Origin of the sequence: Streptomyces sp. NPDC058459 (assembly GCF_042721685.1) — a bacterium.
Lineage (GTDB): Bacteria > Actinomycetota > Actinomycetes > Streptomycetales > Streptomycetaceae > Streptomyces.
In genome coordinates this window covers 1-13,513 of sequence record NZ_JBHXLV010000062.1, presented here as the reverse complement: position 1 = coordinate 13,513, position 13,513 = coordinate 1, and the positions used below count along the sequence as shown (strand labels likewise).

The following is a 13,513-nucleotide window of genomic DNA, read 5'->3' as shown; positions in this document are numbered from 1 at the left end:
GCTGACACACTGAGCCCATGCGCATTGTGGTTCTGGCAGGCGGCATCGGCGGTGCCCGGTTCCTGCGCGGTCTGAAGCAGGCCGCCCCGGACGCGGACATCACGGTCATCGGCAACACCGGCGACGACATCCATCTCTTCGGGCTGAAGGTCTGTCCGGACCTCGACACCGTGATGTACACGCTCGGCGGCGGCATCAACGAGGAGCAGGGCTGGGGGCGGGAGGACGAGACCTTCCACCTCAAGGAGGAGCTGGCCGCCTACGGCGCCGGGCCGGGCTGGTTCGGGCTCGGCGACCGGGACTTCGCCACCCACATCGTGCGGACCCAGATGCTGGGCGCCGGGTATCCGCTGAGCGCGGTCACCGAGGCGCTGTGCGACCGCTGGAAGCCGGGCGTGAAGCTGATCCCGATGACCGACGACCGGGTGGAGACCCATGTGGCCGTCGACCTCGACGGCGAGCGCAAGGCGGTCCACTTCCAGGAGTACTGGGTGCGGCTGCGCGCCTCGGTGCCCGCCGAGGCGGTCGTGCCGGTCGGCGCCGAGCAGGCCAAGCCCGCGCCCGGTGTGCTGGAGGCCATCGCGGCGGCCGACGTCATCCTCTTCCCGCCGTCCAACCCCGTGGTGTCCGTGGGCACGATCCTCGCGGTGCCCGGCATCCGGGAGGCCATCGCCGAGGCGGGCGTCCCGGTGGTCGGGCTCTCCCCCATCGTCGGTGACGCGCCGGTGCGCGGGATGGCCGACAAGGTGCTCGCCGCCGTCGGCGTGGAGTCCACCGCCGCCGCCGTCGCCGCGCACTACGGCTCGGGGCTGCTGGACGGCTGGCTCGTCGACACCGTGGACGCGGACTCGGTGTCGACGGTGGAGGCGGCCGGCATCCGCTGCCGTGCCGTCCCGCTGATGATGAGCGACCTGGACGCGACCGCCGCGATGGCGCGCGAGGCGCTGGAGCTGGCCAGGGAGGTGCGGACCGCGTGAGTGGTTACCGGGTCTGGGCGCCCGCCGGTCTGCCCGAGGTGGCGCCGGGCGACGACCTGGCCAAGCTGATCGCCTCGGCCGAGCCCGGTCTCACGGACGGGGACGTGCTGCTCGTCACCTCCAAGATCGTGTCCAAGGCCGAGGGGCGGATCGTGCGGGCCGCCGACCGGGAGGCCGCGATCGACGCGGAGACGGTGCGCGTGGTGGCCCGGCGCGGACCCCTGCGCATCGTGGAGAACCGGCAGGGCCTGGTCATGGCCGCCGCCGGGGTCGACGCGTCCAACACCGCCGAGGGCACCGTGCTGCTGCTGCCCGCGGACCCGGACGCCTCGGCGCGGGCGATCCGCGAGGGGCTGCGGGAGGCACTCGGCGTCACCGTGGGCGTGATCGTCACCGACACCTTCGGCCGTCCCTGGCGCGCCGGGCTCACCGACGTGGCGATCGGCGCGGCCGGGGTGCGGGTCCTGGACGACCTGCGCGGCGGCACGGACGCGCACGGCAACCCGCTCTCCGCCACCGTCGTCGCCACCGCCGACGAACTCGCCTCGGCGGGCGACCTCGTCAAGGGCAAGGCGTCGGGCCTGCCGGTGGCGGTCGTACGCGGCCTGCCCCACGTGGTCACCGGCGCGTCGGAGGAGGGCGACGGCGCGCGGGCGCTGGTGCGCTCCGCGCGGGACGACATGTTCCGGCTCGGCACCTCCGAGGCGGTACGGGAGGCGCTTACCCTGCGCCGTACCGTGCGGGCCTTCACCGACGAGCCGGTCGATCCCGGCTCGGTGCGCCGCGCGGTGGCCGCCGCCGTGACCGCGCCCGCCCCGCACCACACCACGCCGTGGCGGTTCGTGCTGCTGGAGTCGGCCGGGTCCAGGCGCGCGCTGCTGGACGCGATGCGGGACGCCTGGATCGCCGACCTGCGCCGGGACGGCAGGAGCGAGGAGTCCGTCGCCAGGCGGGTCCGGCGCGGTGGTGTGCTGCGCGACGCGCCGTATCTGGCGGTGCCCTGCCTGGTCATGGACGGCTCGCACACCTACGGCGACACGCGGCGGGACGCGGCCGAGCGGGAGATGTTCGTGGTCGCCACGGGCGCGGGCGTGCAGAACTTCCTGGTCGCGCTGGCCGGGGAGCGGCTGGGCTCGGCCTGGGTGTCGTCCACGATGTTCTGCCGTGACGTGGTCCGCGAGGTGCTGGGCCTGCCGGCCGGCTGGGACCCGATGGGCGCGGTGGCGATCGGTCACCCGGCCCAGGAACCGCCGGCCCGGCCGGCCCGGGAGGCGGGGGCGTTCATCGAGGTGCGCTGAGGCGGGGTCGGGTGGAGAGGCCCTAGTCTCGTAGGACACCCCCGCCCCATCCGCACCCCTAGGACCTCTCCCCGTGGCAGGACGTTTCGCCCCCCGGCCCCCGTCGCACGCGACCGTGCGCGACGGGATTCCGGCGCCCGTGGTGCCCCGGCAGGCGGCCGGGTCCCGGACGCGGGCGTGGGTGCCGGACGGGCCGTTCGACCTCGGCCTGGTGCTGGGGCCGCTGCGGCGCGGCGGCGGTGACCCGACCTTCCGCGCGACGCGCGACGGCTCGGTGTGGCGCGCCACCCGCACCCCCGCCGGGCCGGGCACGCTGCGCGTGTACGCGTGCGGCGGCGAGGTGCGCGGCGAGGCGTGGGGGCCCGGTGCGGACTGGCTGCTGGACCGGCTGCCCGAGCTGCTGGGCGCCGCCGACGAGCCCGGCCTCTTCGAGCCCCGGCACCGCCAGGTCGCGCTGGCCCGGCACCGGCGCCCCGGGCTCCGGCTGACCCGGACCGGGCTGGTGCTGGAGTCGCTGATCCCCACGGTGCTGGAGCAGAAGGTCACCGCCGACGAGGCCTACCGGGCGTGGCGGCGGCTGGTGAGCTGGTTCGGGGAGCCCGCGCCGGGGCCCGCCGGTACGGGCGAGCGCCCGATGTGGGTGATGCCGGCGCCCCGGACCTGGGCGCTGATCCCGTCCTGGGAGTGGCACCGGGCGGGCGTGGACGACAAGCGGGCCTCCACCATCCTGCGGGCCGTCCGGCTCGCCGCGCGGCTGGAGCAGACGGCGGAGATGCCCCCGGCCGAGGCGCGGGCCCTGCTGGAGGTCGTACCCGGCGTAGGCCCGTGGACGTCGGCCGAGGTGGTGCAGCGCTCCCATGGGGCGCCGGACGCGGTGACCACGGGCGATCTGCATCTGCCCCGGATCATCGGCTGGGCGCTGACCGGGAACCGGGACGCGGACGACGCGGAGATGCTGCGCCTGCTGGAGCCGTACGCCGCCGGGGGCCAGCGGCACCGGGCCGCCCGCTACGTCCTGCTGAGCGGCGACATGCCGGCCCGCCGGCACCCGAAGATGCGGAAGACGGACATCGGCCGGTGGTGAGCGGGGCTACCGGTCCGAGGAGAACCTGGCCGCGCCCGCCGGGGTGCGCGTCGCACCACACCCGGACCCCGTCCCGCGGCTCGTTGTCGGCGGCGACCACCGCGCCGGTGCGGACGGACCGTTCGCCGACGGGGGCCCGGCTGCCGATGGGGAAGTCGGTGACGACCGCGCCGGGCTCGATGACCGCCTCCGGCAGGATCGTGGACCCGCACACGCGCCCCCCCGGGCGACGAACGCGCCCTCGCCCACCACCGTGCCGTGTCCCGGCCGCCGGGAGCATGGGCTTGGGCGTGTGCGCCGCTGGCGGCCGCAGCCGGGGTCCTTTGCCGCCGCCCAGGAGGATCGCTTCTGTCACCTGTCGTCTCCGCTTCCTGCCGGGACCGGCGGAACGTCTGCGTGCGGTGCGACGGTGCCCCAGGGCAGCGCGGCCGGCGTGCGCCGTCCCCCGGTCGTACGCAGCCGGCCACCGCTCAGGTACGGGCGCGGGCACCCGTACCTGAGCGGCCGTCGGGCCCGGCCCGGCCCGCGTACCCTTGCGTGGGTGAACGCCACCGATCGCACCCCAGCCGACCTGCTGCGTTCCGCGCTCGCCGCGGACCCCGGACGCCCCCTGGTGACCTTCTACGACGACGCCACGGGCGAACGCGTCGAGTTGTCCGTCGCCACCTTCGCCAACTGGGTGGCCAAGACCGCCAATCTGCTCCAGGGCGAGCTGTCCGTGGCCCCCGGCGACCGGGTCGCCCTGCTGCTGCCCGCGCACTGGCAGACCGCCGTGTGGCTGCTGGCGTGCGCGTCGGTGGGCGCCGTGGCCGACGTGTCCGGGAACCCGGGCGCGGCCGATGTGGTGGTGAGCGGGCCGGACACCCTGGAGGAGGCGCGGGCGTGCCGGGGTGAGCGGGTCGCCATGGCGCTGCGCCCGCTGGGCGGCCGGTTCCCCCGGGTCCCGGAGGGCTTCATGGACTACGCCGCCGAGGTGCCTGGCCAGGGCGACCGGTTCGCCCCGTTCGCGCCGGTGGACCCGGAGGAGCCCGCGCTGATCGTGGCCGGGGCCGAGTTCAGCGCGGCCGAGGTGGTGGAGCGGGCGCTCGCCGACGCACCCGGGCTGGACCTCACCGGGCCGGGCTCCCGGCTGCTGTCCGGGCTGCCGTACGACACCTGGGCCGGGCTGAGCGCCGGGCTGTACGCGCCGCTTGCTGTCGGGGGCTCCGTGGTGCTGTGCAGGAACCTCGGCAAGCTGTCCGCCGACGCGCTGGCGCAGCGCATCGACACCGAGCGGGTGACCGCCTCCCGGCACTGAGGGCCGCCGCCCGTTCGGACCAGCAAAGGGCGGCTCAGCGCCGTTCACGCGGCCATGGTCGTAGGAGCAGAGCCTGCGTCCGACGACCGCGAGGGGTGGTGCCGCCGTGCCCGACTCGGCACTGCCCGGCGCCTCGGCCACCGGGGACGGGCTCGCGCGGCGGCGCAGGCGGCGGTGGCTGAAGGGCGGCGCGCTCGGCGCGGCGGTGCTGCTCCTGGCCACGGGCGGGGTCGGCTGGGCGCTCTACGTCCGGCTCAGCGACAACATCACCCCGGACGAGGCGGCCGCGCGGGAGCTGGCCCGCTACGACGAGGAGCGGCCCACAGCGCTGGTGTCCGGCGCCCAGAACATCCTGCTGATCGGCACCGACACCCGCGCCGGGAGCGACAACGGCGAGTACGGGCGGGACACCGGCAGCGAGCGCTCGGACACCACGATCCTGCTCCATCTCGCGGCCGACCGGAGCAGTGCCACCGCGGTCTCGGTCCCCCGTGACCTGATGGTGCGCGTCCCGGCCTGCTGGCGCACCGGCGGCGGGCAGGCCGGGCAGGCGTTCTCCATGTTCAACCACGCCTTCCAGGTCGGCGGTTCGGCCTGCACTATCCGTACCGTCGAGGAGCTGACCGGCATCCGGGTCGACCACCACATGGTCGTCGACTTCAGCGGGTTCAAGCAGCTGGTGGACGCCGTCGACGGGGTACGGGTGTGCCTGCGCGAGCCGATCGACGACAAGGCGGCCAAGCTGAAGCTGCCCGCCGGCCGGGTCACGCTCGACGGCGAGCAGGCGCTCGGCTACGTACGGGCCCGCAAGTCGCTCGGGGACGGCAGCGACACCGACCGGATGGACCGGCAGCAGCGGTTCCTCGGCGCGCTGGTCGAGAGGGTGCGGAGCGACGACGTGCTGCTGAACCCGGTGAAGCTGTATCCGGTGCTGGACGCGGCGACCTCCGCCCTCACCACCGACCCCGAACTGGCCAGTCTGCGCGGTCTGTACCGCTTGGTCCGGGGGCTGCGCGACATCCCCACCGAACATGTGCGGTTCCTCACGGCCCCGCGCGAGGCGTACGTCTACGACTCCGACCGGGACCAGCTGGTGCAGCCGGAGGCCCGTGAGCTGTTCGCCCGGCTGCGTGCGGACCGGCCCGTCGAAGTGGCGGACACTTCACCGGAAACCGGCGGGAAAGCCCCCGGCGACGACGCGGGCGGGAATCCGTCGGCCACCCCCACATACCGGGGCAGCACCGCCGCCGCGCACACGTGTGAGTAATCCCCACACCAAATCGGCGAACTTCTGTCCAGAGGAATGAGCGGGATTGCCCAGTTCTAGGAACGTGTAATTCGTCACCAGCGTCGCTCGACGCTGAACAGGGCGGATAGTGTGAGCGATCCGGTGCCCCGGCCCGCGAGGTACGTCCTCCGACCGCGCACCGTTTACCGAGACCCGAGCGCCTACGAGGGGGAAGGCGCCGCGTGGCCCCGACGGAGGATTCGGACAACCGTGGACGCGCAGAGCCGTGGGCGGGCGGAGAACATCGACCCCGCAGACCAGTGGGTACTCAATCCGAACACCGGCGAATACGAACTGCGACTGGGCAGTTCCGCACCGCATTCGCCGGTTCCCGCGCCGCGGACTTCCCGGCGGGGTCGTCCCGCCGATCCGGAGGCCGAACGCGGCGGGGGCGCGGCGCTACGGGGGGCGCCGGAGCGGGGGGCCGAGGTGCCGCAGCCGCGCCGCCGCCGGGGTGCCGAGCCGGAGCCGCCGCCGGGACGGCGCAACCGGCGCCCGGTGAAGAAGAAGTCGAAGGCCAAGAAGATCGTCGCGTGGACCGGCGGCGGTATGGCGCTGGTGCTGGTGGCCGTGGGTTCGGCGGGCTACCTCTACCTCAAGCACCTGGAAGGCAACGTCTCGGCGACCGATGTCGGCAGCGCGGCCAAGCAGGGCTTCAGCAAGGACGACGCCTTCAACATCCTGATCATCGGCACCGACCGCCGCACCGGCAAGGGCAACGAGGGCTACGGCGACAAGAACAGCGTCGGCCACGCGGACACCAACATCCTGCTGCACGTCGCCAAGGACCGCACGAACGCGACGGCGCTGAGCATCCCCCGTGACCTGGTCGTGGACGTCCCGGACTGCGAGACCAACCAGAGCGACGGCAGCAAGAAGGTCGTTCCCGGCTCCAGCCAGGTCCGCTTCAACGAGAGCCTCGGCCAGGAGGGACGCGACGCGGGCTGCACGATGCGCACGGTGAAGGCGGTCACGGGCATCACGCCGGACCACTTCATGATGGTCGACTTCAACGCGGTCAAGACGCTGACCTCGGCGGTCGGCGGCGTCAAGGTGTGCCTGAAGCACGCGGTGAAGGACAAGGACTCCCACCTGGACCTGCCCGCCGGGGAGTCCGACGTCGAGGGCGAGCAGGCGCTCGCGTTCGTCCGTACCCGGCATGCCTGGGGGAACGCGGGCGATCTGGACCGGATCAAGGTGCAGCAGCAGTTCATGGGCTCGCTGATGCGGGACATGTCCTCCGGCGACACCCTCACCAACCCGGCCAAGCTGCTGGCCCTGGCCGAGGCCGCGACCAAGGCGCTCACCGTCGACCAGGGCATCAAGTCGGTGGGCACGCTCAAGGACATAGCCCTGGAGCTGAAGAAGGTCCCGCCGAAGAACATCACCTTCATGACGGTGCCGGTGAAGGACAACCCGGCGGACGGCGTCGTCCACAAGACGGTCATCGTCGACCAGGGCCTGGCCCCCGCCATCTTCGACGCCATCAACGGCGACGTCTCCTTCACCGACGTCAAGAAGAGGGAGAAGGCCGCCAAGGACGCCCAGGCCGCCCGGCTCAAGGGCAGCAGGTCGACGCCGTCCGAGGTGCGGGTGCGCGTCATGAACGGCGGTGCGGTGGCCGGCAGCGCGCAGGAGACCCTCAACTGGATGCAGACCGAGAAGGGCATCCTCAAGTCGGAGAACGCGGGCAACGCCCCGGCCGAGGTGAGCAGGACGGTTCTGGAGTACGCGCCCGACCAGGCGCCGCAGGCGCGGGAACTGGCCGCCCTCATGGGCCTGTCCGGCGCGGCGCTGAAGCCGGGCAGGAGCGTCGACAACGCGCAGGGACTCCCGGCGATGTCACTGACGCTGGGCAAGGACTTCAAGGGCGCGGGCATCTCGCTCACCGCCCCGGCCAAGGCGCCGGAAGTAACCGGCAAGTCCACGGCGGACAAGGTCGAATGCGCCTCCTAGACCACCCGTCGGGCGCGTCCGGGTAACCCATCGAGCCTGTCGTGCGTCTAACCAGGCGCGGGACGGGCCCGTTTGCTGCGTGTGTGGTGGAAGGACGAGGAGTTGTCGCAAAGTCGGGTTCGGGGGAGGGGTTCGGTGGCGCAGAACACCAGAGAGCGCGCGCCGAGGGCCGACGGCCCGCGCGACGGAGGCTCAAGGAGGGGCGGCGGCAGCCGCCGTGGCGGGAGGCAGCGGGACGGCCGGCGGAGCGGACGGCGCGTGTTGCGCTGGTCGGCGAGCGTGCTGGCGCTGCTGATACTAGGGACGGCCGGCGCCGGTTACCTGTACTACGAGCATCTCAACGGCAACATCCGGGCGGGGGCGCGCAGCGGCAGCGACGACTCCAGGGCGCACCGTGCCCAGCCCAACGCGGACGGCCAGACCCCGCTGAACATCCTGCTGATCGGCTCCGACAGCCGGGCCTCCGCGGAGAACGTCAAGCTCGGCGGCAGCAGGAACGACCGCGGCAACCCGCCCCTGGGCGACGTGCAGATGCTGATCCACGTGTCCGCGGACCGGGAGAGCGCCGCCATGGTGAGCATTCCCAGGGACACCCGGGTGGACATCCCGGAGTGCAAGGACGCCAAGACCGGGAAGGTCTACCCGGCAACCAACGACATCATCAACGTCACGCTGGCCCGGGGCGGCGCCGGCTGCACGCTGGCGACGTGGGAGAACCTCACCGGGGTCTACATCGACCACTGGATGACGATCGACTTCGCCGGTGTGGTGCGGATGGCGGACGCGATCGGCGGCGTCGGGGTGTGCGTCAGACAGAACGTCTGGGACCGCTCCACGCCCGCACAGCGCGGCGGCTCCGGGCTGAAGCTGACCGCCGGCACGCACAAGGTGCAGGGCAAGCAGGCCCTCCAGTGGCTGCGCACCCGGCACGCCTGGGGCAGCGACGTGATGCGCGCCCGCGCCCAGCACATGTACCTGAACTCGATGATCCGCACGCTCAAGGGCCAGAACGTCTTCACCGACAGCGGCAGGCTGACGGACCTCGCGGAGGCGGCCACCAAGTCCCTGACCGTGTCCGACGAGATCGGCAGCGTCAAGAAGCTCTACGACCTCGGTATGGAGCTGAAGGCGGTGCCGGCCGACCGCATCACCTCGCTGACCATGCCCAACTACGAGGACCCGCAGAACTCGTCCCACGTACTGCCCGTGCAGGCCAGCGCCGACAAGCTGTGGCAGATGCTCCGCGAGGACGTGGCGCTCGACAAGAACGGCAAGCCGGCGAAGAAGGCCGTCGCGGAGGCCGAGCCCGCCAAGGCGCCGTCGGCCGCTCCGGGCCGGCTCGGGGTGCGGGTGCGGAACGGCACCCGGACCAGCACGCTGGCCCCGGTCAGCGGGCGCGCCGGCGCGGTGGCGAGCGCCCTGGAGGCGAAGGGGTACGGCTTGGCCGAGGCGGACACCTCGGCGGCAGCGCCCGCCGACGAGACGGTGGTGCGCTACCCGAGCGCCGACTTGCAGGGTGACGCGCAGGCCGTGGCCAAGGCGCTGGGCATCCCGGCGAGGCAGGTGAAACGTTCCACCGATGTCTCCGGAGTGACGGTCGTGGTCGGCGCGGACTGGCGTACCGGGGACACCTACCGGAAGAAGGCCGCGCCGAAGGCCGGTGACCTGCCGGGCGGCACGGACGCCATCAACGGCTCGGACCGGACCTCGTGCATGGACGTGTACAAGCCGTACCGCTGGTAGGCCTCTCGGCCGACAGCGGGCGAAAGGGCTCCTCCCGGCTGCGGGAGGAGCCCTTCGTGTCGTCACCCACGGCCCCCCGCGGCCGCCGCTCCTCGTGGAGCACGGGCATGATCACGGCAACGGCGGGATGCCGCACGTCGGGCTCGGCGTCCACAGGCGGCTGGCGTTACCGCGAACGGGGGACACCGGTGCGCGCCGCCGTGGCCGCGACGCGGGCTGGAGATCGTATCGGCCTACGGTGATCACATTCCCACGTACGGCCGCAGCCCGGAGGTGTCCCTTGCCCAGACCGCCCCGGCCCCCCTCCCCCTCCGCCCGAGGTGCGGGTGGTGCGGGTGGTGCCTCCAGGCCGCAGCGCCGGCCGCGGCCGGCCGGCCGGGTACGGCGGCCCGTCGCCCGCAGGCGGCGGCCGCGCTGGCCGGTGCGGGTGGTGACCGCGCTGTCGGTGACGGTGCTCGCCTCGGCCGGGATCGGGCACGCGGTCGTCACCGGCCTGGACTCGGGTATCGCCCGGGTCGACGCCTTCAAGGACATGAAGAACCGGCCCCGCGCCGGCCACGGCACGAACGTCCTGCTGGTCGGCACCGACGGCCGGGACAAGATCACCGAGGAGGAGCGGCGCGTGTACCGGCTGGGCGGCGCGCCCTGCCACTGCACGGACACGGTGATGATCGTGCACATCTCGGGGGACCGGGAGCGGGCCAGCGTGGTGAGTCTGCCGCGTGACTCGTACACCGAGGTGCCCGAGCACATCGACCAGACCACCGGTGAGCGGCACCACCCGCACCCGATGAAGCTGAACGCGGCGTACGCCGAGGGCGGGCCGCAGCTCACCGTGCGCACGGTGGAGGCGATGACGCACGTGAAGATCGACCACTATCTGGAGGTCGACTTCACCAGCTTCATGAAGACGGTGGACGTCCTCGGCGGGGTGAAGATCTGCACCCCGAGCCCGCTGAAGGACTCCTACACCGGGCTCGACCTCGCGCCCGGCCCGCACACCCTGGGCGGCGGACAGGCGCTCCAGTACGTCCGCGCCCGGCATGTCGACGGGGCAAGCGATCTGGGCCGGATGCAGCGCCAGCAGCGGTTCATGGCCGCGCTGATCGAGCGGGCCACGTCCTCGGGGGTGCTGTTCAACCCGATGCGGTTCCGGGACGTGACCCGGGCGGTGCTCGGCTCCGTGCGGGCGGACAACGGCTTCGGCACCGACGAGCTGCTCGACCTCGGGCGGGCCATGCGGAACTTCTCGCCCTCGTCCTCGGAGTTCACCACCGTGCCGATCGGGCAGATGGGGTTCGCCGTCAAGGGCATCGGCTCGACCTTGAAGTGGGACCCGGTCAAGTCGGAACGGCTCTTCGCGAACCTGCGCGACGACAAGCCGCTCGCCGCGCACCCGCCGAGGAAGGCTCCGCCGGCGACGACGGTCGAGGTCGACCCGCACTCCGTCCGGGTCCGGGTGGAGAACGCCACCGGCGCGGCGGGGCTCGGCCGCAAGGTGGACGCGGCGCTCGCCGCGACCGGCTTCGCCACCACCCGCCGGCCGGTGGCCGCCGCGCACGCCGCCGCCCGCACGGTGATCTCCTACGACCCCCGCTGGGACCGCTCCGCCCGCTCCCTGGCCACGGCCCTGCCCGGCAGCGAACTCCACCCCGTCCCCGGCCTGGGCCCGGTCCTCCGCGTGACGGCGGGCACCGACTGGAAGTCCGTCCACCCGGTCAGGGCCCCCCAGATCGCCACCCCGGACGCCCCGGTGGTCCGGGGCGACGAGGTGGTGTGCTCGGGCCAGGCGTAGCGCTGCGCGGCTTGGGCGGGGGGTACAGCCGCCCTCGGCCTCCACGCGGGCGGCCCCGTCCGGGCCCACGCGGGACGCGGCCCCAGGCCGTGCTCGGCCGCGGGTGTTCAGTCGGTGATGCCCTCCGCCGCGCGGCGTTCGCGGAGTTCGCGGATGGCGCGGCGGCGGGCGAGGCGGTGGGTGCGGCGGATCTGGGCCTCCTGGTGACGGCGGCGGTCGCGCTCGGTCTCCGGGAGCACCGGGGGTACCGGGCGCGGCTTGCCGTCGCCGTCCACGCCGGTGAAGACGAGGTAGGCGGAGCCGACCTGGGTGGGCGGCGCGGACTCGTTCCAGCGCTCGGCCAGGACTCGCACCCCGACCTCCATGGAGGTGCGGCCGGTCCAGTTGACCTGGGCCTTGACGTGGACCAGGTCACCCACCCGCACCGGCTCCAGGAAGACCATCTCGTCCATGGACGCGGTGACGGCGGGGCCCCCGGAGTGGCGGCCCGCCACGGCGCCCGCGGCGTCGTCGACGAGCTTCATGATCACGCCACCGTGCACCGAACCCAGCAGGTTGGTGTCGTTGTGGGTCATGATGTGGCTGAGGGTGGTGCGGGAAGCGGAAGTGGGCTTGCCCGGGATCTCCGGAGAAGCGGCCGGCGCCTGGTCTGTCATGTCCCCCACCCTATGCTGAGCCGCTTTCGCGGAATTTATGTCGGGTTCGCAACAGAGGCGCTCCGATTTTCCGACAACCCTTGTAAGGCATCGGTCGGCACCCTGCACACTGGGGCGCATGAATGACTGGCCCGAGGGATGGTCCGACGACGAGCGCGGCTCCCGCTACGGACGCGGCAGCGCCGGTGCGCAGCCGGAAGCCCCGCGCGTGATGCGGCAGGTACGACGCCCGGCCGCGCCCCCCGGCGCCGGTGCGCCCCAGTACGGCGGCGGGGTGCCCAGGCAGCAGTCGTACGTCGACGGCCAGGGCCACGACGGCTACGACAGCGGCTTCAACACCGCCCAGGTGTACGGCGGCGGCACGGGCGGCCCCGGCGCCCCGGCCGGTGTCCGTGCACCCCGCCCGGCGCCCGACTGGGGCCGCCGGATCAAGGTGGGCACGATCACCCTGGCCGCTGTGCTGCTCGTCACGTCGGTGGCCACGTACTTCTGGGCCGACTCCAAGCTCAACCGGGACGTCGACCTCTCCCAGGTGATCGACCGCCCCGAGGGGGGTGAGGGCACCAATTATCTGATCGTCGGCTCCGACAGCCGCAAGGGCATGACCAGCGAGGACAAGAAGAGACTCCACACCGGCTCGGCCGAGGGCCAGCGCACGGACTCGGTGATGATCCTGCACGTCGGTTCCAACGGCGACACCCTGATATCGCTGCCCCGCGACTCCGACGTGGTCGTCCCCTCCTACAAGGGCTCCACCTCCGGCAAGGTCTACCCGGCGCGCGGCCGGCACGCGAAGCTGAACGCGACCTACGCCGAGGACGGGCCGACCCTGCTGACCCGGACCGTGGAGTACAACACCGGGCTGCGCATCGACCACTACGTGGAGATCGGCTTCGCCGGCTTCGCCAACATCGTGGACGCGGTCGGGGGCGTCGACATCAAGATCGACAAGGGGTTCAAGGACAAGTACTCCGGCGCCGACTTCCAGGCGGGCGAGCAGACGCTGAACGGCGAGCAGGCCCTCGCCTTCGTCCGTACCCGGCACGCCTTCGCCGCCTCCGACCTGGAGCGGACCAAGAACCAGCAGAAGTTCCTCGCGGCGCTGGCCCACCAGGTGGCGACCCCCTCGACCGTGCTGAACCCCTTCAAGTTCTATCCGACGATGGGCGCGGGCCTGGACTCCCTCAGCGTCGACAAGGACATGGGCCTGTTCGACCTGGCCTCGATGTTCTGGGCGATGAAGGGCGTCAACGGCGGTGACGGCACGTCCCTGAACATGCCCGTCTCCGGCTCCGTCGGCGGCAACCTCGTCTGGGACAAGGCGAAGGTGAAGACGCTGGTGGACGAGCTGAAGAACGACGAGAAGGTCACCGTCTCGGGCAACTGAGCCCGTACGCGCCGAAGGCGCCTCCCCCGCAC

10 protein-coding genes and 1 pseudogene are annotated in these 13,513 nt (G+C 72.9%); 9 read left to right on the top strand and 2 right to left on the bottom strand.

From position 1 onward, the window contains the following. The first annotated feature begins 17 nt into the window (after positions 1-17). The 3 genes from cofD (at position 18) to ACFWN1_RS14410 (ending at position 3,359) form a co-directional block, all read left to right on the top strand. Positions 18-977 (top strand): 2-phospho-L-lactate transferase, encoded by a 960-nt coding sequence (cofD, locus tag ACFWN1_RS14420; RefSeq protein WP_384361255.1) that lies wholly within the window; start codon positions 18-20, stop codon positions 975-977. Then, on the top strand, positions 974-2,275 hold the full coding sequence (locus ACFWN1_RS14415) for a coenzyme F420-0:L-glutamate ligase (protein WP_384361252.1): 1,302 nt from the start codon (positions 974-976) through the stop codon (positions 2,273-2,275). The genes cofD and ACFWN1_RS14415 overlap by 4 nt, the downstream gene beginning before the upstream one ends. Before the next feature lie 73 nt (positions 2,276-2,348). Then, the gene (locus tag ACFWN1_RS14410; RefSeq protein ID WP_384361249.1) at positions 2,349-3,359 is read left to right on the top strand and encodes a DNA-3-methyladenine glycosylase family protein; all 1,011 of its coding nucleotides are present in this window, start codon (positions 2,349-2,351) and stop codon (positions 3,357-3,359) included. 6 nt (positions 3,360-3,365) lie between these two features. On the opposite strand, the pseudogene ACFWN1_RS14405 reads toward ACFWN1_RS14410, so the two are convergent. After that, positions 3,366-3,650: pseudogene (locus ACFWN1_RS14405) on the bottom strand (NDP-sugar synthase); the annotation flags it as partial. A gap of 250 nt (positions 3,651-3,900) precedes the next feature. On the opposite strand from ACFWN1_RS14405, the gene ACFWN1_RS14400 reads away from it, so the two are divergent. The 5 genes from ACFWN1_RS14400 to ACFWN1_RS14380 all read left to right on the top strand — a co-directional run bounded on the left by ACFWN1_RS14400 (position 3,901) and on the right by ACFWN1_RS14380 (position 11,438). Next, positions 3,901-4,656, top strand: coding sequence for a TIGR03089 family protein (locus tag ACFWN1_RS14400; protein WP_384361246.1), 756 nt, complete (start codon positions 3,901-3,903; stop codon positions 4,654-4,656). A gap of 106 nt (positions 4,657-4,762) precedes the next feature. Continuing rightward, entirely contained in the window at positions 4,763-5,923 is a 1,161-nt protein-coding gene (locus tag ACFWN1_RS14395; protein WP_384361243.1) for an LCP family protein, read from the top strand. Positions 5,924-6,154: 231 nt separating this feature from the next. Next, positions 6,155-7,900: an LCP family protein gene (locus ACFWN1_RS14390; protein ID WP_384361240.1), complete on the top strand. Its 1,746-nt coding sequence runs from the start codon at positions 6,155-6,157 to the stop codon at positions 7,898-7,900. Positions 7,901-8,002: 102 nt separating this feature from the next. Continuing rightward, a complete protein-coding gene (locus tag ACFWN1_RS14385) occupies positions 8,003-9,643 on the top strand; it encodes an LCP family protein (RefSeq protein WP_384361237.1) in 1,641 nt (546 codons plus the stop codon). Positions 9,644-10,064: 421 nt separating this feature from the next. After that, positions 10,065-11,438, top strand: coding sequence for an LCP family protein (locus ACFWN1_RS14380; RefSeq protein ID WP_384361234.1), 1,374 nt, complete (start codon positions 10,065-10,067; stop codon positions 11,436-11,438). Positions 11,439-11,545: 107 nt separating this feature from the next. On the opposite strand, the gene ACFWN1_RS14375 is transcribed toward ACFWN1_RS14380, so the two are convergent. Beyond that, on the bottom strand, positions 11,546-12,094 hold the full coding sequence (locus ACFWN1_RS14375; RefSeq protein WP_384361231.1) for an acyl-CoA thioesterase: 549 nt from the start codon (positions 12,092-12,094) through the stop codon (positions 11,546-11,548). 118 nt (positions 12,095-12,212) lie between these two features. On the opposite strand from ACFWN1_RS14375, the gene ACFWN1_RS14370 reads away from it, so the two are divergent. Next, positions 12,213-13,481 carry an LCP family protein gene (locus tag ACFWN1_RS14370; RefSeq protein ID WP_384361228.1) on the top strand — a complete coding sequence of 423 codons (1,269 nt, stop codon included), beginning with the start codon at positions 12,213-12,215 and terminating at the stop codon, positions 13,479-13,481. Positions 13,482-13,513: the final 32 nt, after the last annotated feature.